18 protein-coding genes and 1 tRNA gene are annotated in these 21439 nt (G+C 33.9%); 5 read left to right on the top strand and 14 right to left on the bottom strand.

Annotation, left to right across the window (positions count from 1 at the left end; all coding sequences use genetic code 11):
* Positions 1-66: 66 nt before the first annotated feature.
* Positions 67-1218 (bottom strand): histidine decarboxylase, encoded by a 1152-nt coding sequence (locus M4I21_RS12605; protein ID WP_249559533.1) that lies wholly within the window; start codon positions 1216-1218, stop codon positions 67-69.
* A gap of 161 nt (positions 1219-1379) precedes the next feature.
* On the opposite strand from M4I21_RS12605, the gene M4I21_RS12600 reads away from it, so the two are divergent.
* A complete protein-coding gene (locus M4I21_RS12600) occupies positions 1380-1832 on the top strand; it encodes an Lrp/AsnC family transcriptional regulator (RefSeq protein ID WP_072304400.1) in 453 nt (150 codons plus the stop codon).
* On the opposite strand, the gene mgtE is transcribed toward M4I21_RS12600, so the two are convergent.
* The 7 genes from mgtE to M4I21_RS12565 all read right to left on the bottom strand — a co-directional run bounded on the left by mgtE (position 1827) and on the right by M4I21_RS12565 (position 9896).
* On the bottom strand, positions 1827-3173 hold the full coding sequence (gene mgtE, locus M4I21_RS12595) for a magnesium transporter (protein WP_249559532.1): 1347 nt from the start codon (positions 3171-3173) through the stop codon (positions 1827-1829). The two genes, M4I21_RS12600 and mgtE, sit on opposite strands and share 6 nt — an antisense overlap.
* Positions 3160-4020, bottom strand: a complete 861-nt coding sequence (gene rsmA / locus M4I21_RS12590) for a 16S rRNA (adenine(1518)-N(6)/adenine(1519)-N(6))-dimethyltransferase RsmA (RefSeq protein WP_249559531.1) — start codon at positions 4018-4020, stop codon at positions 3160-3162. The genes mgtE and rsmA overlap by 14 nt, the downstream gene beginning before the upstream one ends.
* A gap of 49 nt (positions 4021-4069) precedes the next feature.
* Positions 4070-4402 carry a DUF4286 family protein gene (locus M4I21_RS12585; protein WP_249559530.1) on the bottom strand — a complete coding sequence of 111 codons (333 nt, stop codon included), beginning with the start codon at positions 4400-4402 and terminating at the stop codon, positions 4070-4072.
* A 50-nt stretch (positions 4403-4452) separates the two neighbouring features.
* Positions 4453-6240 (bottom strand): tetratricopeptide repeat protein, encoded by a 1788-nt coding sequence (locus tag M4I21_RS12580; RefSeq protein WP_249559529.1) that lies wholly within the window; start codon positions 6238-6240, stop codon positions 4453-4455.
* Between the two features lie 59 nt (positions 6241-6299).
* Positions 6300-7571: a serine--tRNA ligase gene (gene serS, locus M4I21_RS12575; RefSeq protein ID WP_249559528.1), complete on the bottom strand. Its 1272-nt coding sequence runs from the start codon at positions 7569-7571 to the stop codon at positions 6300-6302.
* Between the two features lie 88 nt (positions 7572-7659).
* Entirely contained in the window at positions 7660-8970 is a 1311-nt protein-coding gene (locus M4I21_RS12570) for an HTTM domain-containing protein (protein WP_249559527.1), read from the bottom strand.
* Complete coding sequence (locus M4I21_RS12565) at positions 8967-9896, bottom strand: bifunctional riboflavin kinase/FAD synthetase (RefSeq protein ID WP_249559526.1); 930 nt, start codon at positions 9894-9896, stop codon at positions 8967-8969. Before M4I21_RS12565 ends, M4I21_RS12570 begins: the two co-directional genes overlap by 4 nt.
* Before the next feature lie 48 nt (positions 9897-9944).
* Between M4I21_RS12565 and M4I21_RS12560 the strand changes: the two genes are divergently transcribed.
* Together M4I21_RS12560 and M4I21_RS12555 are read left to right on the top strand one after the other, a co-directional pair.
* Complete coding sequence (locus M4I21_RS12560) at positions 9945-13715, top strand: reprolysin-like metallopeptidase (RefSeq protein WP_249559525.1); 3771 nt, start codon at positions 9945-9947, stop codon at positions 13713-13715.
* Complete coding sequence (locus M4I21_RS12555; RefSeq protein ID WP_249559524.1) at positions 13712-14389, top strand: hypothetical protein; 678 nt, start codon at positions 13712-13714, stop codon at positions 14387-14389. The genes M4I21_RS12560 and M4I21_RS12555 overlap by 4 nt, the downstream gene beginning before the upstream one ends.
* Here M4I21_RS12555 and pth read toward each other — a convergent pair whose 3' ends face one another.
* The 3 genes from pth to M4I21_RS12540 all read right to left on the bottom strand — a co-directional run bounded on the left by pth (position 14390) and on the right by M4I21_RS12540 (position 16710).
* Positions 14390-15025, bottom strand: coding sequence for an aminoacyl-tRNA hydrolase (gene pth, locus M4I21_RS12550; protein ID WP_249559523.1), 636 nt, complete (start codon positions 15023-15025; stop codon positions 14390-14392). It abuts the gene before it with no gap.
* Between the two features lie 86 nt (positions 15026-15111).
* On the bottom strand, positions 15112-15723 hold the full coding sequence (locus M4I21_RS12545; RefSeq protein WP_249559522.1) for a 50S ribosomal protein L25/general stress protein Ctc: 612 nt from the start codon (positions 15721-15723) through the stop codon (positions 15112-15114).
* A 45-nt stretch (positions 15724-15768) separates the two neighbouring features.
* On the bottom strand, positions 15769-16710 hold the full coding sequence (locus tag M4I21_RS12540) for a ribose-phosphate pyrophosphokinase (RefSeq protein WP_249559645.1): 942 nt from the start codon (positions 16708-16710) through the stop codon (positions 15769-15771).
* Positions 16711-16872: 162 nt separating this feature from the next.
* Between M4I21_RS12540 and M4I21_RS12535 the strand changes: the two genes are divergently transcribed.
* Positions 16873-16952 (top strand) — tRNA-Leu (locus M4I21_RS12535).
* Between the two features lie 48 nt (positions 16953-17000).
* Here M4I21_RS12535 and M4I21_RS12530 read toward each other — a convergent pair.
* Positions 17001-17486 (bottom strand): lipocalin family protein, encoded by a 486-nt coding sequence (locus M4I21_RS12530; protein WP_249559521.1) that lies wholly within the window; start codon positions 17484-17486, stop codon positions 17001-17003.
* Positions 17487-17615: 129 nt separating this feature from the next.
* Entirely contained in the window at positions 17616-18152 is a 537-nt protein-coding gene (locus M4I21_RS12525) for a hypothetical protein (RefSeq protein WP_249559520.1), read from the bottom strand.
* 594 nt (positions 18153-18746) lie between these two features.
* On the opposite strand from M4I21_RS12525, the gene M4I21_RS12520 reads away from it, so the two are divergent.
* The gene (locus tag M4I21_RS12520) at positions 18747-20288 is read left to right on the top strand and encodes a SulP family inorganic anion transporter (RefSeq protein WP_249559519.1); all 1542 of its coding nucleotides are present in this window, start codon (positions 18747-18749) and stop codon (positions 20286-20288) included.
* A 62-nt stretch (positions 20289-20350) separates the two neighbouring features.
* On the opposite strand, the gene M4I21_RS12515 is transcribed toward M4I21_RS12520, so the two are convergent.
* Positions 20351-21403, bottom strand: a complete 1053-nt coding sequence (locus M4I21_RS12515; protein ID WP_249559518.1) for a flavin monoamine oxidase family protein — start codon at positions 21401-21403, stop codon at positions 20351-20353.
* Positions 21404-21439: the final 36 nt, after the last annotated feature.

The raw sequence follows: 21439 nt of genomic DNA, 5'->3' as shown, positions 1-21439 counted from the left end.
GACAATAAAAAAAGCCAATGGAAATTACATCCATTGACTTTTGGGTTCTAAACTAGTAGTGTTAATCTAAAAATCTAGCTCAAACTCTTCTTCCTCAATAGTACTGGCTTGTGACATATCATAAATAAATTCATCTATTTGTGCTTTTGTAACATTAGGCATGCAAATTACGTGAGCCACTTCGCCCTCTGTAGCCAATTGCCATTTTTGTTTTACTTCTATAGCTGTTTTAGGAAATACGACAGTAATAGAATTTGGATTTCGCCAAGCGTTTACTCCAATTTCTTTTAATCTGTTTTCGCAATAAACTGCAGTTTCTAAACTTTTTTGATATCTAGCTCTTAAGCCTTCTATGCCCAGTTTTTTAAGTGCATACCATAAAAATAATGGACTATGGCCATTTCTAGAACCTGTAATAGTGGTATCTAAAGATCCTATATAAGAGATTCCTTTTGCAATACGATCTCTGTTGCTGCGCTTGGTTATAATAACGCCAGAGGGTATAGGTGAACCAATAAATTTATGTCCGCTTATAGATATACTATCTGCACCATCTCTAAAGTCAAACGGTATGCGTGGCTCCATAAAAGCACCATATGTACCAGACAGCGCAGCATCACAATGGATGTAATGGTCCTGTATAGCTAAGTTTTTTAAGATGCCTTTTATTTTAGTAACATCGTCTTTAGCTTCTTTCATTGTAGTCCCAAAAGTGGTTAATACAATGGCAGGTTTATGACGATTTAGTCTAACGGTATTCTCAAAATCTTCATAATCTATTTCTCCGTTTTCTTGAGAACGAATAATGATACTTGGAATATTTAACAAATGAATGTTTTTGCGTACACTGTAGTGTGTAGACTCAGAATAATATACCATTCCTTTTGGGTACAATTCACGCGCTAAGTATAAGCCATATAAATTGCTTTCTGAGCCACCATTGGTAATATAGCCCCAATAATCTGTTGGTTGTGCTCTAAATAACTTTGCAAAAAAACTAACAACTTCTCTCTCCATTTCGTGGGTCTGTACTTTGTACGTACCATCTTCAAATGGGTCTCCTAAGTTGTTTATTGGGTATTGCAAAAAGCTGCTAAGCTCAGAATAATCAAAATCTTTAGATACAGGATAACCTAAAAATGAATCTCTTGCCTGCTCTATGGTTTCTTTTAATTTATAAAGACGTTCAGTGTCTTTTTCTGATATTTTTTGATACATAGTAGTATTGTAGGTTTTAATGCTGTAAAATTAGTTTTTTCAGGCAAAGTGTCTTTATTTTGTTGTTAGTTTGATAAATAATTCTGTAACTATTGATTTAGGCAATGATTAATATCTGTTTTTAAGATCAATTTATCATTCTCACAAAAAAAAATACTGAAATGGACGCCATAGACAAAAAGATACTAATGCTGTTGCAAGAAAATGCGAAGCAAAACACAAAAGAAATAGCAGATAAAATTGGACTAACTGTATCCCCAACTTTTGAGCGTATAAAAAAGCTAGAACAACAAGATTATATAAAGAGTTATGTGGCGTTACTTAATGAGAAAAAAGTAAACAAAGCCATAACAGTATATTGCCATATTACTTTGGCAACACATTCTAGGGAGTTAATAGATAACTTTAAGGACCAAGTAGCTAACCTACCCGAAATTATGGGGTGCCAACACGTGTCTGGTAATTACGATTTTTTGCTAAAGGTTGCTGTTAATGATATGAACCAGTATCAGCAGTTTGTCGTTGATAAATTATCGGTAATAAAAGGAATTTCTAACGTACAAAGTTCTTTTGTTTTGGATGATATTAAAAATGGTACGGCCTATGTTTTATAAAAACATTTTAGCAATAGAGAAGTAAATAATAATACCAAAAATATCGTTACTTGTAGTAATAAAGGGTCCTGTTGCTATGGCAGGGTCAATACCTCTTTTATGTAAAAAGATAGGTACAAAGGTGCCAATTATACCAGCAACAATTATAACGGCAATAAGAGATATAGATATGGCAAGTGCCATTTTAACATCGCCCTCCATGAGCCAAGCAAAACAAAAAAGTATAATTGCTAATATGGTGCCATTTAATGCTGATAAAAGGACTTCTTTTATCAGTCTATTTATCATACTTCCTTTTAGGTCGTCATTAGCAATACCTTGTACAACAATTGCACTAGACTGCACACCAACATTACCAGCCATAGCGGCAATTAATGGGGTAAACAATAATAGAGAAAGGTGCCCTTTTATAACGCCTTCAAAAGTGCCCATTATGGTAGCAGAACCTACACCACCAAAAAGACCTAAAATAAGCCAAGGTAAACGTGCTTTTGTTAAGTCTAAAATACTATCATCTGCTTCTACATCCTGAGATATACCTGCAGCCATTTGGTAATCCTTGTCTGCCTCGTCTTTAATAACATCTACAATATCATCAATTGTAATTCTACCAACGAGTCTGCCTATTTCATCTACAACAGGTATAGCTTCAAGGTCATACTTAGACATTATTTTTGCAATTTCCTCTGGTTTCTCATTTACGGAAACAGAATCTACCTTAGGTATATAAACGTCTTTTATGTGTGTTTTTGTAGATGTTGTAAGTAGGTCTTTTAAAGACAACCTTCCTTTAAGTTTATCTTCATCATCTACAACGTAAATAGAGTGTACTCTAGTTACGTTTTCTGCTTGTGCACGCATTTCTTTAACGCACGTTAGCACGTTCCAGTTTACATTAACTTTTACAAGTTCTTTGGCCATTAAACCACCGGCAGAATATTCATCATAACGTAAAAGATCTACAATATCTTTTGCGTGTTCCTTATCTTCTAATTCAGAAATTACTTCCTGTACAATATTTTGTGGTAACTCTGCAATAATATCGGCAGCATCATCTGTATCTAATTCATCTAGCTCTTCTGCAATTTCTTTTGTAGACAAGTTTGCTAAAATAGACTCCCTTACATCTTCATCTAATTCGGTTAAAATATCAGAGGTTTTATCACTCTCTAATAATTTAATAATATAAGTAGCGTCTGCAGTATTTAGTTCATTAACAATTTCTGCAATATCCGCATAGTGTACCTCTTCTAAAAGAAGCTGTAGGCCAGTATCTTTTTGATTAGAGATTAAATCTTCTATGTGCTCTAAAAAATCGTCTGTTAACTTAAACGGTATCATTGGCTATCTTTTTTGTAAGTGCTACAAAATCTGCAACTGCTAATTGTTCTGGACGTTTGTCAAAGATAGGGTCTTCTTTTAAAACATCAGAAAGTTCAAAGGTTTTTAAGCTGTTTCTAATGGTTTTTCTACGCTGATTAAATACAGCTTTTACAACCCGATATAGTAATTTTTCATCTACACCAATATCTAAATTTTCTTTACGTGTTAATCGTAATACACCAGATTCTACTTTTGGTGGCGGATTAAATACAGTTGGCGGTACAGTAAATAAATATTCTGCTGTATAATAGGCTTGTGTAAGTACAGATAAAATACCATATGCTTTACTGCCTTCTTTGGAGCAAATACGTTGTGCTACTTCTTTTTGAAACATACCTGTAAATTCTGGTATGCGCTCTTTGTTTTCTAATGTTTTAAAAACTATTTGCGTAGATATGTTGTACGGAAAATTCCCAGTTATAGCATATTGTTCTGTTTCAAAAACAGTAGATAGGTCTTGTTTTAGAAAATCGGCTTCTACAACAGTAAAACTACCTTTACGGTTAAGTAGCTCTGGATGTTCTAATAAAAAATTCTGATTTAAATACGCTATAGATTCCCTATCTAAATCCATAGCTATTAAATCTAGATTGTGTTTTAAAATGTATTTGGTAAGCACACCTGTTCCTGGACCAATCTCTATAACATTAGTATACCCGGTATGGGTTAACGTTTCTGCTATTTGTTGAGCAATGGGTTCGTCTGTCAAAAAATGCTGACCAAGATGTTTTTTAGCCTTAACCGGGCTATCACTTCTGCGCTCTGCTTTATTTTTTTTGAAATATTCTTTTTTCTTTTTTGACATAGATGTAACTATATAATTTAAACTTAGATAAACAAAGTAGGGTAGTAGTTTACTCTTTTGTTGGAGTTAATACTGCCTCGCCAATAATTTCTAATTCTGTTCTAAAAGCTACAAATTTACCAGCAAATAGTTTGTTTGCCTCTTGGCGTAACCTTTCTGCGTCTTCTTTGTAGTATACTTCTAAAGTTTCTTTGTTAGGAGTGCTATATTGTATAGAATATGTAAGTCCGCCCATTTCTTCTTCAACTAAAACTTTACACATTTTAGCGCCAGTAAATTTACCTGTAGAAAGCATATCAGGAATGTGAGTTTCTTTCATCCAAGAAAACCAAGTATCGTGCACTTCATCTTCTACATTTATAGTTACGTTGTATATGTACATAGTATTATTTTTAAGTTTGATGTAATTTTTTATCGCCTGCAAAGCTAAAACTAATTAATAGCGTCTCCTCTAAGTTTTCTAAACTCTTTTCTAGCTAACGGAAAATAGTAGCTGTCTTGGTAGCCATATATAATTTTTTCGTAATGATACTTTGCCTTTTCGGTATTGTATAATATGTTTCTGTATAATTCTCCTAAGGCATAATGTGCATCATCTGCAAGTATTCCAGAGCCGTAAAACTCTATAATCTTTAGGTAGTTAAATTCGGCTTCTTCGTATTTTTTTTCTTGCTGTAATAATTCTGCTTGCCTTAAGAGGGCTTCATCTTCAATTTTTTCTCCTTTATGGTTTTTTAAAATATCATCTAAAACAATAATAGCTTCTGTTCTTTTATTTTGGTAAGCCAGTAAATCTGCAGTAGCATACTTTTTTAATGCTGTTTTAGTAGAGTCTTGCTGTGTATTATCAGAAATTAATAGGCTTAATTGCATAGCGTCATTAGCAATTAGTTGAGATGTAGAACTACGTAGTACTTTTAACTGCGCCAATGCCCAGTCAAAATCTCCTTTGTAAAAACTAGCTTTCGCTACTTTGTAACGTGCATTTTGAGCTAAAATATCGTTCTTTAAATCTTTTTGTATTTGGGTGTAATAAATTAAAGCCTCATTAAATCTTTTATTGTAGACTAAAATATCTGCTAAAGACATTTTTAACTTAGCTTCTTCATAACGGTTAAGCTCTAGTTTTAAAGACTTTTTTAAGACTGATATGGCCTCATCTGAGTTGTTTTTTTGAAAAGCTAAAAAGTTAGCGTATTCTATTTGAAGCACTATACTGTTGGTTTTGTATCCGTAGGTCTCTAATAGTATATCGTAAGATTTCTGTGCAGCTTCAGTGTTTTTATTGTTAGATAATTCCAAATCTAAGCTAATGCTTTTTAATTCGGCGTATAGTTTTATGTTGTCTTGGTACGCGCTATTTATAACTATGTAATTGTAAATTTCTTGAGCAATTTCTTTTTCATTTTCATCCACACAGATGTTCGCTAATGTTTGCAATCTTCTTAAGCTACCTTCTGGAGATCTTTTGTAAATAGCCTTTTCTTGCGTAAAAGCACTATTAAATTGTTTTTGCTGTATAAATAACCAGCTGAGCATTTCGTTCCAGATAATATCCGGATTTCTTTGTGCTTTTTTAAGAATTAATTTTCTTAAAATTATATTGTTTAGGTTGTCAGAATCGGTTGTGATAAAATCATCTAAACTGCGAATAACAGTGGGTATTTTGTTCGGATCGTTCGCAATAATATTTAGCAAACTAGAAAACATTTTATCAACATTACCTTGTTCACCATAAATACGAGCCAACTGAAAATTAAAATCTAATTCAGGGTTTAATTGCATTGCTTTAGAGTATGTTTTTGCTGCATAGTCTAAAAGAGAATAGCCTTGAAATTTATAGGCTAATCCATAACTGTCTCTAGGGTTAACTTCTACTTGCGCATAAGCTAAGTCGTAGTATTTAGTAGCTTCCTCGTCGTTACCTTGTAAGGTGTAATTGTGTCCTAGGTCTATAAAATATACTGGGTGTGGATTGTCCGAATGTAGGTTCTTGCGTATTTCTTTTTCGGCATCGATATAACGTTCTAATTGCTGATAACAACTAATTAAGGATGTTTGGTAATCTGATCGTCTAGGGTTTTCTTTTACAAGTTTTTCGTAAAAGATTACAGCTTTGTCAAAATCACCATCGTCAAAATACTGTTTAGCCAAAAAACTGTTTTGCGCAACAGTAAGTTGCGCAAAACAGAGGGCTAGTATAAGTATAAATATTCTCAAGAAATCTATTTTTTAGGGTAAAGATACCAAGAATATAGATAGTTGCTGTTAAAAGAGCTTTAATCTATGATATCAAAACCACAGTAAGGCACAAGTGCTTCTGGGATTTTAATTCCGTTTTCCGTTTGGTAATTCTCTAAAATACCTGCTAATACACGAGGCAATGCTAATGAGCTACCGTTAAGTGTATGTGCAAGCTGACTTTTACCGTTTTCGTCTTTAAAGCGTAATTTAAGACGGTTGGTTTGGTACGCCTCAAAGTTAGATGCAGAACTAATCTCTAACCAGCGATCTTGTGCTGTAGAAAATACTTCAAAATCGAACGTAAGAGCAGATGTAAAACCAAGATCACCACCACAAAGGCGCAATATTCTATAAGGTAATTTTAATTCTCTTAAAATGCCTTTTATATGTTCTACCATTCCGTCTAAGGCAGCATAAGAATTGTCTGGGTGCTCTACACGTACAAGCTCAACCTTATCAAACTGGTGTAATCTATTTAAGCCACGGACATGTGCACCATAACTACCAGCTTCCCTTCTAAAACAAGGTGTATACCCTGTGTACGTAATTGGGAAATCTTTTTGGTTCACAATAGTGTCTCTAAAAATATTAGTTATTGGTATTTCTGCCGTTGGTATTAGGTACAAATCATCCTCGGTAACGTGGTACATTTGTCCTTCTTTATCTGGTAATTGTCCTGTTCCGTATCCAGAAATTTCGTTTACCAAATGCGGAACCTGAATTTCTTGGTAACCAGCAGCTGTATTTTTATCTAGAAAATAAGCAATAAGTGCGCGTTGTAGTCTAGCTCCTTTTCCTTTGTACACAGGAAAACCAGCACCAGCAATTTTAACACCTAGTTCAAAATCTATTATATCGTATTTTTTGGCAAGTTCCCAGTGTGGTAAAGCGCCGTCTACCAATTTAGGGATATCACCTTCTCTAAAAATTTCTTCGTTGTCTTCATCCGTATTTCCTGCTGGTACACTTGGGTGTGGCACATTAGGAATCTGGTATAACAATGCTTGCAATTCTTCTGCAACAGTGTTTAATTCTTCTTGGAATGTTCTAGAATCTTCTTTTAAAGTAACAGTGCGTTCTTTTAGAATAGTGGCTTCATTTGCTTTACCGGATTTAAAAAGCATACCAATTTCTTTAGATAACTTATTGCTTTCTGCAAGTGTGTTGTCTAATTTGGTTTGTACATCTCTACGTTTGTCGTCTAATGAAATTACGTTTTCTAACAAAGGAGTTGCATCTACATTACGCTTTTTTAGGGCGATAATGATCTCGTCTTTTTGTTCTCGAATAGCTTGAAGCTGTAGCATCTATTAAAATTTTAAAAGCAAATTTAATGGTAAAAAGGGATTGCGCAAAAGAGAATGCGTAAAACTTGAAGAGTTTGACTTACGTATTTTATTTTGGGCTAGGTAAAATAAACGTATTATGTTTAAAATGATGCCACTTTTCTTGTGCTAAGTCAACCATTGGATCTATAAAAGGCTTGTATGGTTTACCATTAATACTTACCCTAGAGTTTACGTATACGGCCACGTCTTTATTATTTTTCTGGGCTTCTTCTTTTAAATGTTGCGCAAATTGCCAAATAAAATCTGGGTAAGCCCCAATTTTTCTACGTTGCTTTTTTGTTAGGTAGTCGTTTAGATTTATACGCTTTTCTTCATTCGTCTTTTTATCTACAGTTTTAAAGCTTACACTTCCGCTACGCGAACGCAACATCATACGCCAACTAAGTCTATGGCCTTGCTCGTTCCAGAGAACATCGTCTTTAAAAAAGTGATGACGTATAGGTAGTCCTAGTTGAAATAAAAAGTAAATAACCCAGACGCCAATAATTAGATTCTTATGTTTTGGTGTTGCCACTACAGCGGAGACATTTTTTTTCTCTACCATCACAAAGATTTTCCTTAGCTTTTGTGGTTCAAAAAAGAACACGGTAAACGCCAAAGCTAAATAGGGGAAAATGCCAATCTGAAAAACAATAGAATTAAACAAATGAAAAAATACGGCTAGTATAAACGCAATTTTTCGAGTTGGTTTCCAGAGTAAGGCTGGTATAATTAAAAGATCAAACAAAATACCAAAAACAGCAACCACTTTATGTACCCAAGCTTGCTGTAAAAACTCGCCTACCAAAAAATAGTTTGCTTTGCCTTGCATTAATACCTTTATAAAACCAAAGTCTAACCAATCTGCATATAGTTTTGCAACAGAAGCATAGGTGTAAACAATAATAAGTTGCAGCACAATTATGTATTTGTAATACGCGTGCATTTTAGTAGTGCGGAGTTCAGGATTTTTTTTAGAATCTACAGAGATGTCTGTATTGGCAGGGAAAAATACCATGATCCAGGAAATAAGCATTAACAGGTAGTAATGGTTGTTGTAAGATGTTTTTTGCATTAAATAGACACCAGTCCATAACAGCGCAAAAGCGAGCATGCTGTATCTGTATTTGTAACCAATAGAGATAAAAATACCTAAAGTACCCATACCCAAAAAATAGACATACATTCCTGGTCCTGTAAGGGTGTTTAGCCACTCGAACCCAATAAAAGAAAAATTAAAAGTAGGTTCTACAAGATTGGTTCTTACCCAGCCAGTAAGGATTGCTCCATAGCATTCTAGGCTAATTAAAATGCCAAAAAAGATTCTAAAAAGGATTAAACCAGCGTTATCTATTTTTTTAAATAGAAAGGAACTCATAATTTAGAAATTATGCTCGTAGCCGTTTCTTGGTCTTTGGTAAGTTGTATTTTTAAGTCGTTAACCGAATTAAATTTTTCTTCGTCTCTAATACGTTCAAGAATATCTACTTGTATTTTTTTGTCGTAAAGATCTTCATCAAAATTAAAGAAATGTACTTCTATGGTTTTCTCTTTACCATTTACGGTAGGGTTAAAGCCAATATTCATCATTCCAAATACCGTAGTGTGGCCTATGTTCGCTTTTACAATATACACGCCATTTTTAGGAATTAGCTTGTAATCTTCTTCTATATGGATATTTGCAGTTGGGAAATTTAATTGCCTACCTAGTCCTTTACCTCTGGTAACAACCCCGGTAAGCATGTAATTGTAACCCAAGTAACTATTGGCTTTTGCTACGTTACCGTCTGCAAGTGCTTTTCTTATTTTGGTAGAGCTAACAGAGACATCGTCTATTTCTTGAGCAGTAATTTCTTCTACGTTAAAGTCGAATGTAGTGCCAAAATTTTTTAAATCATTTATGTCTGCATTACGGTTACGTCCAAATCTATGGTCGTATCCTATAATAATTTTTTTAGTATTGAGTTTATTAACTAGTATATCGCGAACAAATTCTATGGCGCTAAGTCTAGAGAACTCTTTAGAAAAAGGATGAATAATTAAAAAATCTAAACCTAACTTGCTTAAGATCATTTCCTTTTCTTCAATAGTGTTAAGTAGCTTTATATTGCTATCTTGTTGCAAAACCATTCTTGGATGCGGAAAAAAAGTAAGTACAGTACTTTCTATTTCTAATAGTTTGGCACTATTTATGAGTCTTTCTAATATCTTTTTATGACCAATATGCACGCCGTCAAAAGTACCAATTGTAATAACGGAAGAGTGTGCTTTGTCGAATTTTGAAATGCTTTTGATTGTTATCACGAGACTAAAATAATAAAAAGACTATTTTTGAATATTAAATTGCTTTGTATGATTACAAAACTACGCCTTGTTTTTTCAATAACCATATTATTTGGTAGCTTTTACGGGCTAGCACAACAGAATTATTGGAAAACTGGTAGTTTGCAGCATAATTTAGTTTCTAAATCTATGCAAAATCTAGACGTAAATAAAACAAAAACGTTTTATTTAGATACGTCAACTTTTTCTAAAACCTTAGAGTTTGTTACAAGTTCTAAAGGAGAAAAAATAGTTTATTTTCCTGATGGTAAGGGAAATGTGGTTCCTTTTTCTGTCAAAGAACACGCTGTTTTTGCTCCAGAATTGGCTAAAAAGTATCCAAACATAAAGTCTTATATAGGTTACGGTATTGCAAATCCTAAAGACCGATTGCGTTTTAGTGTTTCTCATAAAGGAATACAAAGTATGTTGGTGCACGATGGTATAGAAGATGCAACGTATATGCAACCATCTAAAAATGAAGAAGGGCAATATATAGTGTACAGCGCAAATGCACATTCTGAAAAAGACGCATTTATATGTGATACTAAAGAAGTAGTGTCAGCTAAAAAAAATACATCTGCATTAAAATTAATAGACGATCAAACTTTAAGAACATTTAGAATCGCGATATCTGCATCTGGCGAGTATACAGCCTATCACGGAGGTTCTGTTGCAGATGCTTTAGCGGCTATAAATGCAACACTAACTAGGGTTAATGAAGTTTTTGAAATTGACTTAGGAATACATTTAGAATTAATAGCAGATACAGACCAAGTTATATATACAGATGCGACTACAGATCCGTATTCTGGAAGTTTAAATACGCAAGCGCAAAATACATTTTCTACAGTAATTGGATCTGCAAACTATGATGTTGGACACCTTTTTCATCAAGGGCCAAATGGTGGTAATGCGGGTACAGTAGGTTCTGTGTGTGATGCTAATTGGAAAGGAAGAGCCTATTCTTCTCGTAGCACACCAGAAGGAGATTTGTTTGATGTAGATTTTGTTGCGCACGAAATTGGTCATCAATTTGGAGCAAACCATACGTGGTCTTTTGATTCTGAAGGTTCTTTGGTGCAGGTAGAGCCAGCAAGTGGAACAACAATTATGGGGTATGCAGGTATTGCAGATGGTAATAATGTGCAAGCCAATGGAGATGATTATTTTCATTATTATAGTATTTTTCAGATCGCAGAATATGTTAGTGGTTTAAGTTGTGGTGTTACTACGTCTATCACTAATAATCCTCCAGTAATAAGTCCTTTATCAAACTATATAATTCCAAAATCTACACCTTTTGTTTTAACAGGTGAAGCTACTGACCCAGATGCTGCAGATGTGCTTACTTATACCTGGGAACAAATAGATAATGGTGTGGTAACGCGTACTAATTTTGGTCCTGAGAATCCTAGTGGAGCTAATTTTAGATCGTTAAAACCTACAACAGATAACGAACGCTATTTCCCTAAAATAGAACGTGTAATTCAAGGAGTTTTAACTCAGACTAATCCTTCTGAAGGGTCTTCTTGGGAGACATTATCTGATGTTGAAAGAGATTTAAATTTTGCATTTACAGTAAGAGATAATGTAGTAGGAGGAGGTCAGGTGGTTTCTGAAACTATGAATGTTCGTGTGGTGAATGCTGCAGGGCCGTTTAAGGTTACGACACAATCAACTAATGAGGTGTACCAATCTGGTTCTGTGCATCAGGTAAATTGGGATGTGGCAGGTACAAGTGCTGCTCCAATAAATACAGAAACCGTTTCTATTTATTTGTCTATAGATTCAGGATTATCATTCCCTATAGTATTGGCAGAAAGCATAGTTAATGATGGGTCAGAAATTGTACAAATTCCAAATGTGGTAACTACAACGGCAAGAATACGTGTTATGCCTACAAATAATGTGTATTATGCTATAAACTCATCTAATTTTACAATAAATACGTCTGATGTTAATTTAGAATTTGAGAAGCTAACCTATAGTACGTGTCAGCCTAATGATGTTATAATTCCTTTTAAATACACGGTAAATAATGGTTTTAGTGAAACCTCTACGTTTAGTGTTTTTGGAGCTCCAACTAATTTAGGTGTTGCATTTTCTGTGCCTACAGCAGACGTAAACAATACGGATGTGAATCTTACATTTTCTAATACGGCAAATGTAGCTCCTGGTACATATGAAATTACAGTGTTGTCTAACTCAGCATCAAACGCTACGGCAGTAGTTGTAACTTTGGTTATAGGGAATACAACTTTTGCAGATGTAGGTTTAATTTCTCCAGCTAATGGAGCAATAGGGGTAGGCAATAATGAAACTCTTTTATGGGAGTTAAGTGAGGCTTATACGTCTTACGATCTAGAAATAGCCACAGACCCTTCTTTTAGTACTATTGTAGAAACAAAAACGACTCCTTTTTCTGAGTATAAACCCACTAATTTAGTAGCGGAGACAACTTATTATTGGCGAGTAAAGCCAAAGAGTTTATGCGCTGAAGGTACTTTTGGTCCGGCATATAGTTTTACAACCGCCTTAGTAAGCTGTGCTACTAAAATTGCTGAAGATTTACCAAAAGTAATCCCTACTGTTGGTACTTCTATATTACAGTCTAAAATTACTTTTTTAGATGATTTGCTAATTACAGCTGTAAAAGTGAATCTAAATTTAGAGCATACTTTTTTATCTGATTTAACCATAAGTTTACTATCTCCACAAGGAACAAGAGTAGTGTTAACATCTAGTTCTTGTGGTGAATTTCAAGATATAAATGCTGTTTTTGATGATGCAGCACCAAGTTTTGTTTGTGGTAGTGGTGCAGGTGCAGCAATTGAAGGGTCGGTTAGGCCTTTAGGTTCTTTGGGTTCTTTAAATGGAGAGTCTATGTTGGGGGAGTGGATTTTAGAGGTGAAAGATGGAGCATCATCCGACGGAGGAGAAATAATAGATTTTAGTTTAGATATTTGTGCTGAAGGTGCATTGCGTCCTGATGCAGATAACGATGGTGTTTTTGATGATGGTGATGATATGTGTTTGGGAACACCAAATGGTGTAGAGGTAGATGTGCGTGGTTGTGCTGTATATAGATTTAAGTCAGATAACTTTGCTATTTCTGTAGCAAGTGAGTCTTGTACAACAACAAATAATGGTGAAATTATTATTGATGCAGTAGAAGAAATAGATTATACTGTTGTGGTTACTGGTGCAGGAGTAAATTCTACAACTAATTTTACAGACACTACTACAATTTCTAATTTAAATGCCGGTACTTATGTGCTGTGTATTACAGGTGCAGATGGTGTAAAAGTGTATGAAGAATACTGTGTAACAGTTGTTGTTACAGAGCCAGATGTACTTTCTGTACTTTCTGCAGTAGCGAATACTACGTTAAAGTTAGACCTTGCTGGGGCCGTTTTGTATACTATAGAATTAAACGGTGTAGCTGTGCAAACCACAGATGCTAAACATAGCTTAACGCTAAAAAATGGTTTAAATACAATAAAAGTAAGTACTGGTCTAGAGTGTCAAGGCGTATATGAAGAGCAAATTTATATAGCAACTAACCCTGTAATATCTCCTAACCCAGTAGTGTCTGAAACCGTAGCTTATGTAGGCGCATTGTCTGGTAAGGTAACGGTTACTATTTATAAAATAGGCGGACAAGTAGTACAGCAAAAAGAGCATAACATAAACAATGGTATGGTAAACCTTGAGGTTTCTAGTTTGGCAAAAGGAATGTATATTTTATATTTTGAAGGCGTAGAAGTAAAGGGACAAACAAAATTAATTAAGAGATGAAAAAAATAATAGTGCTTTTATGTTTTGTAGTGTTGTCTTGCTCTAAGAGTTCACCTAAGCCACCGACTACGCCAATATTGATGTTTCCTTTAAAAAGTTCTGAATGTACAACAGGGGTGTCTATTGATGGAACAAATACAAGTGAGGTAGAATTGGAGTGGAATGCTTCTAGTAGAACCGATTTATACGAGATTAAAATAACAAATTTAAGTACATACGTAACGCAGACCTTAACAACAACGGCAACAAAACAAAAAGTGATTTTAGATAAAGGACTTGCGTATTCTTGGTTTGTAACGTCTAAAAACGATGAGGTTTCTGAAACGAGGTCTAGTGAGATTTGGAAATTCTACAATGCCGGTTCGGAAACAACATATCCCCCATTTGCAGCAGAGATTATAGCGCCTAAATCAGGACAAACAGTATTTAAAGATATTAATAATGATGTTACTTTAGAATGGCTTACAGAAGATGTAGATAATGATATTGCTACTTATAAAGTTTATTTTTCTGAAACAACACCGCCAACTGCTTTGTTGGCCACAAATAGTGTAGATAATACAAGCGTAAGTGTAAGTGTAACAGCTAGTACGGTATACTATTGGAAAGTAGTTACTACAGATAAAGAGGGTAATGCGTCTGACTCTGGTGTTTACGAGTTTAGAGTGAAATAATTAAGAATTGTTAAAGCTGTTCATTGTTATTTTGATACCAGCTAAAACAAAAGATTTAATTAGTTCTATAGACTTTTCTAAGCGCTCAGGCATTTTATCTTTCTCTTCTTGATTCCACTCGCCTAAAACATAGTCTACTTGTTTTCCTTTGCCAAAATCGGCACCAACACCAAATCTATATCTATTGTATGTTGTAGTTTGTAGTGTGTTTTGGGTGTCTTTTAAACCGTTATGTCCGCCATCGCTACCTTTAGTTTTGACTCTAATGGTTCCAAAAGGTAAATTAATATCGTCGGTAATAACCAAAAGATTTTCTTGGGGAATTTTTTCTTTTTCTAGCCAGTAACGTATTGCTTTTCCGCTTAGGTTCATATACGTAGAAGGTTGTAGAAAAAGAATAGTACGTCCTTTAATTTTGTATGTAGTAACGGCTCCTAGTTTTTGAGGTTCAAAAACCAAGTCTTCTTTTTTAGCAAAAGCATCAAGAATTTTAAAGCCAATATTATGTCTAGTTTCTGTGTAATCTGCGCCAATATTACCAAGGCCAACGACTAAAAACTTTTTCATAGGATCTTTTTCTTCTAATTGGAACAAAGGTTTTGTTCTAAAAATTGATTTTAAGAGTTTTGCTATCATACTTTCTAAAGAGTACCAAAAATACAAAAGCATCCTGAAACTTGGTAATTCCAAGGCAGGATGCTTTGTTTTAATTCTGCACAGATTTATTCAGCAGCAGGAGCTTCAGCCGCAGCTTCACCTTCTTCTTCATCTTCTTCACCAGCAACAACGTTACGAGAAGATTTAACCTGTATAACAACTGTATTGTCTGGGTGTAAAATAGAAAAATCATCATTTAGTAATGAAGAAACTGCTATGTTACCACCAATTTTTAATTTTGAAATGTCGATATCAAAGAAATCTGGTAATTTACCAGGTAAAGCTTTAATAGTAAGCTTTCTTTTTCTAAATAATAATCTACCACCATTTTTTACCCCTGGAGAGTTACCTATTATACGAACAGGAATATCCATAGTTACCGCTTTATCATCAAATAATTGGTAAAAATCTACGTGGATAATTCTGTCAGATACTGGGTGAAATTGGATATCCTGAACAACAGCGTTCACTTTATCTCCATTTTCCATTTCTACTACAACAGTGTGCGCGTTTGGAGTGTACACTAAATGTTTAAAAGCTAATTCTGGTGCTGAAAAATGTAGTGGTTGTTTTCCTCCGTATACTACGCAAGGAACCATTCCAGCATTACGTAAGGCTTTTGTTGCTTTTTTGCCTACGCTTTCTCTTTTTGATCCTGTAACTGTAATTGACTTCATTATATATATTTAATTAATGTGCGAAATTAGTGTATTAGTTCGGTATTACATTAAAAATTTAGAACTAATAGACGTATTGTTGTGTACTCTGTTCATAACATCGGCAAATAAATCTGCACATCCTACGACTTTTACTTTAGGACTTTGTTTTTTTAACGGAATTGAATCTGTTACAATAAGTTCTAAAAGTTTAGATTTTTCTATTTTTTCATAAGCATCACCAGACAAAAGAGCGTGTGTTGTAATGGCTCTAACACTAAGTGCGCCTCTTTCCATCATTAAATCTGCTGCTTTTGTAAGTGTACCTGCGGTATCTACCATATCATCTACAAGGACAACATTTTTACCTTCTACGTTACCAATTAACTCCATATGAGAGATAATATTGGCTTTCTCTCTTTGTTTGTAACAGATAACAACATCACTTTGTAAAGCTTTAGAGTATGCGTAAGCTCTTTTAGAACCACCCATATCTGGAGAAGCAATTGTTAAGTTGTCTAGTTTTAAACTTTTTAAGTAGGGTAAAAATAAAGTAGATGCAAATAAGTGATCTACTGGTTTTTCAAAAAATCCTTGAATTTGATCTGCATGCAAGTCCATTGTGATAATTCTAGTTGCACCAGCTGTTTCTAGCATTTTAGCTATTAATTTAGCAGCGATTGGTACTCTAGGTTTGTCTTTACGGTCTTGTCTTGCCCATCCAAAATATGGCATAACAGCTGTTATGTGTCTTGCAGATGCTCTTTTTGCAGCATCTAACATTAATAACATTTCCATTAAGTTTTCAGAACTTGGGTTTGTAGACCCAATTATAAAAACCCTTGCGCCACGGACAGACTCTTCAAAAGAAGGCTGAAACTCACCGTCACTGTATCTAGAGAATTTTACTTTACCTATATCTGATCCAAATGATTTGGCAATTTTTTCAGCTAAAGCAGTACTTTGTGTACAGGCAAAAATTTTAGGTACTGGGACCGTGTATGTCATAGTTGTGTTGTTGTTTTCTATGTTGTTTGTTTTCAAGGTGTTAAAGCCTTTGTTTTAAACGAGCTGCAAATTTAAAAATTTATTTTGCATGCTAAAGGATAATTGTCCTTATTTTTTGCAAAAAACAAGAAATTTATTTTATTTTTGCAATTCGTTACAAATGCTCGAGTGGCGGAACTGGTAGACGCGCTGGATTCAAAATCCAGTTCTTCGGAGTGCGGGTTCGATTCCCGCCTCGAGTACTAAAAAAAGCCCTGATATTTCTATCAAGGCTTTTTAAGTTTTAAGTTTTATTCTGTTATAAAAATTAAAGACTTTTTATAGTTGTTCTTGTCACCACTAGAAAACACCATTCTATTTTCTGTTAACTCTAGTAGTTGTAAGCTGAAAGAAGTAGTTTTAACCAGATCATCAGTTACTTCGCCTCTTATTATTGTTAAAAAGAGAAGGCCTTTGTCTTCGTAGAATGTATATTCTGCTTCTGCCAGTTCATTAGCACCATAATAGCAGTTTTCTGTTCCGCTGATAATCTCTACGATTCCATCTGGTTTAAAAATATAGGTATCATCTATAAAACAATCATTTTGTTTGCTTTTTTGCTTGGAATTATGATCGCTATAATATGCCTCTAATTTCCAAGTTTTAGAGCTATTGTTGTGCATTTTGCTTAAATCTTCTATAGTGTAAGATTCCATAGCTGCATCATCATCACTAGTGCAGGCAGTTGTAAGAATTAAAAGAAATAATAATAAGATTGGTAATTTTAGATTTTTCATTAAATGACACTTTTTTTGTTCAGGTTCACTATTTCAATTACCATACCATTTTATATATTTTAAATTGTTTTTTTCTTTTCTTATAAGTGAATATACCAGCCTATAGTACTAAAAAGCTTTGTATTTACATCAGTGCTTTTTTTCTTTAACGGTATGGTATTTATTCGCATAAAAACTAGTAAAATATCGTGTTTCTATAAGTGTGCTATTTTTATAGATCTCATCTTTTGTAGGGGTGGCAGAAACTTTATCAATATATCTTATTTTTTTTAATTTATTCTTAGAACCATAAAATTCTGTTTTAACATTACGACCATCTTCCTGATAATGAATAGCTACAACATCGCCATTTTTTTTATAATAGTAATATTTAGAATCATACAGTGCTCCTTTGTCTTCAGTTTTCTTGTTAGGATATTTTATAGTGTATAGCCCTTCTTTTAGTAACTGTTTTTTGTCGTTGTAGATAAAATAATAGGTACTGTCTTTAGGTTTAAGTTGTTTATATCTAATAGCTACTTTTGTTTTACTACAAGGTCTATGTGCCAGATAATCTATTCTCTCAAAAGCAAGCTCATCATTTTGATATACTTTTAAAGTGTCTATCTTTTGACAAAAGGTTTTGTTTAACCCTAAAATAAATAGTACTACCAGCGCTTTTCTCATAGAATGTAATTGTTTTTTTAAACAGTAGTATAGAACAATGCAAACATACCATTAGAGATGGTAGTTTAAATTGGTAAATCTATATTCGTATTTGTTTAATGTATATTAGGAATAGGTTCATAGGTTATATTAGTGTGGTATTGGTTAGCTTAAATTTAGTACTGTTGCGCCTATTTTTACATACATTGTGGTGTGCAGGTTTTATTTCGGAAATAGTTTTGAGAAAAAGTCGTTCTTTTTTATATCAAAACAAAATGCATATGAAAACTTTATAAGGTAATTTGGATGCTATTAAATAGCATTAATATTCTTTTAGAGTGTTGGTGTTTTACTATTAAGTTTCTTAGGTTTATAACAAACCACAGCAGTTTTGTTGCAGTAATGTTTTCTTTTAAAACATATTGTGTTTTTGATTAAAAAGATTATTTTTGCACCAATATTATGAAAAATATTACTCATTTTACCACAGTTACTCCGCCTTGATTTATAATCTGTTAAGTCGACTTTTTCGATAAACCCTCTGTATAAGAATTTGTATTATAAGCACGTGTTTTTTAATTGAGAAAACACCCCATTATTTATTTCTATTATTTTATGAAGAAAGTATTAAATTTATTCGATTTATCACAAAAGGTAAATTATAAGACAGAAGTATTAGCAGGCTTAACTGTTGCTATGACTATGATTCCGGAGTCTTTATCGTTTGCAATTTTAGCAGGTTTTCCTCCATTAATGGGTCTGTATGCTTCTTTTATTGCAGGTTTGGTTACTGCAATATTTGGTGGTAGACCGGGGATGATCTCTGGTGGTGCAGGTGCAACGGTTATTGTATTAATTGCTTTAATGAAATCTAACGGCCTAGAGTTTGTATTTGCAGCAGTAATTCTGGCAGGTGTTTTTCAGCTTTTAATAGGCCTTTTTAAATTAGGTAAGTTTATACGTCTGGTGCCACACCCGGTAATGTTTGGGTTTGTAAACGGTTTGGCCATAATTATATTTATGTCGCAAATAGACCAGTTTAAAACATTAGTTAATGGCGAAAAAATGTGGCTTACAGGTACGCCAATGCTTATAATGATTGCTTTAGTTGCCTTAACTATTGCAATTGTAGTGTTACTGCCTAAAATAACAAAAGCAGTACCGTCCTCTCTAGTGGCAATTATTGTAATATTTGTATTGGTTTATTTTCTAGGAATAGAAACAAAAACAGTAAAAGATATAGCATCTGTAAGTGGTGGTTTTCCTCCTTTTAGTATACCTAAAATTCCTTTTACTTGGGAAACTCTAAAGTTAATAGCGCCTTATTCTATGATTATGGCGGCTGTAGGGTTAACCGAGGGTCTACTTACGTTAAACTTGGTAGATGAAATTACAGAAACTAAAGGTAACGGAAATAGGGAATGTATTGCCCAAGGTGGTTCTAACATACTAAACGGGTTTTTCTTTGGTATGGGTGGTTGTCCAATGATAGCACAAACTTTAGTTAACTTATCTGCGGGCTCTAGAGCACGTTTGTCAGGTATAGTTGCATCGTTAACTATTCTTGTAATTGTCTTATTTGGAGCTCCAATAATAGAGCAGTTGCCTATGGCAGCTTTAGTAGGAGTTATGATTATGGTTGCAATAGGAACTTTTGAATGGGTAAGTTTAAAAATATTTAATAAAGTACCTAAGAAAGATGTATTCCTTGTTATAGTAGTTGCTTTAATTACAGTTATACTGCACAACTTAGCATTGGCCGTTTTGGTCGGTGTTATTCTTTCTGCTTTATTCTTTGCTTGGGAAAGTGCTAAAAGAATTAGAGCTAAAAAATATGTTGATGATAAAGGTGTAAAACATTACGAAATTTATGGTCCATTATTCTTTGCATCTACAACTGTATTTATGGAAAAGTTTGATGTACAGAACGATCCTGAAGAAATTGTAATAGATTTTAAAGAGAGTCGTGTATCCGATATGTCTGCTATTGAAGCTCTAAACGTAGTAACCCAACGTTATCATAAAGTAGGTAAAAAAGTAGTTTTAAGACATTTAAGTAAAGATTGCATTCGATTATTAAAAAATGCTGAAGCAATAATTGATGTGAACATTATAGAAGATCCAACATACAAGTTGGTCACAGATAAAAACGAATAAACTATAGTTAACACTATTGAATAAAAACAAAAAGGCATTACATACGTAATGCCTTTTTGTTTTTATATGCCTTGTTGTGCTGTTATTATTTTTTTAGCTGTTACAGTTGCAGCTAACACAGCACCGTTCATATATCCAGGGAATTCTAAGGCCGACTCGGAACTAGAAATTAGTAGTTTTTCATTAAAAAATGAATTGCTAAAAATGGGGTTTCCATTGTTTTGATGTGGAAAAAGGAAATCTTCAGAGGCCTTAAATGTATATTCTTCTTTATTCCATAAGCACTCTTGGTACGTTACATATTCTAAAACTCTAGATCCATAAGTATTTTTCAACTGTTTTATTACTGCCTCTTGCCTTTCTGCGTTAGAGAACTGTTTATAAGCAGCATTTATAAATCCGCAAAGCGCAAAAACAGACCTTTTAGGGTCGCAATGGTCGTAAAACTCGGTTACAGGCCCTGCGTTACTAAACAAGGTTGCAGGTATATTTTCTTGTTCCCAAAAAGGTGCTTCAAAAGTTAAAGCAACTTTTATAGAATCTTCCATCCAGGTATGGGTTTCTGTGGCAATACTCATAAGGCTACTTGGTAAACTAGGTGTAAATAAAATATTTTTTGACCATAGCTTAGGGGGCAAAGCCAAAACAACTTTAGTGGCTTTAAAATTTTCTGTAGCTTCTACTAAAACCGAATTCTCTTCAAAACTTATCTTTTTTACGGTTTGGTTAAGCAACACATTGTTTGGGTCTAATGTACTAAACAATGTATTAATTAGATTAGAAGTGCCACCAGAGATTCTGTAACTGGTAGACTCGTTAGGTATTGTGACCAATTGTGGCGGTTGGGCAGAAGATGGTTGGTAAAACACCTTAGAACCCATATGTTGTTCAAAGTAATTAATGCCTAATTCCTCTAAAAGAGACCTAAGATAAGTGTGCTGACTTGTAAACCAAGTTGCGCCCATTTCTACAGGAGCTTCATTGGTTTTGTACACTGTATGTATTCTTCCGCCAATCCTATCTCTTGCTTCTAGAATTTTAAAAGGTATACCTTCTTTTTTTAGGTGATATGCTGTTAAAAGTCCAGATAAGCCAGCGCCTATAATTAGTATCATTCAGTAATAATTGTTTAATAGTTGTTGTTGCCGTAT

It is taken from the genome of Cellulophaga sp. 20_2_10 (genome assembly GCF_023476645.1).
Classification (GTDB): Bacteria; Bacteroidota; Bacteroidia; order Flavobacteriales; family Flavobacteriaceae; genus Cellulophaga.
The sequence above is the reverse complement of the archived record's forward strand: the minus strand, read 5'-3'. Positions and strand labels throughout refer to the sequence as shown.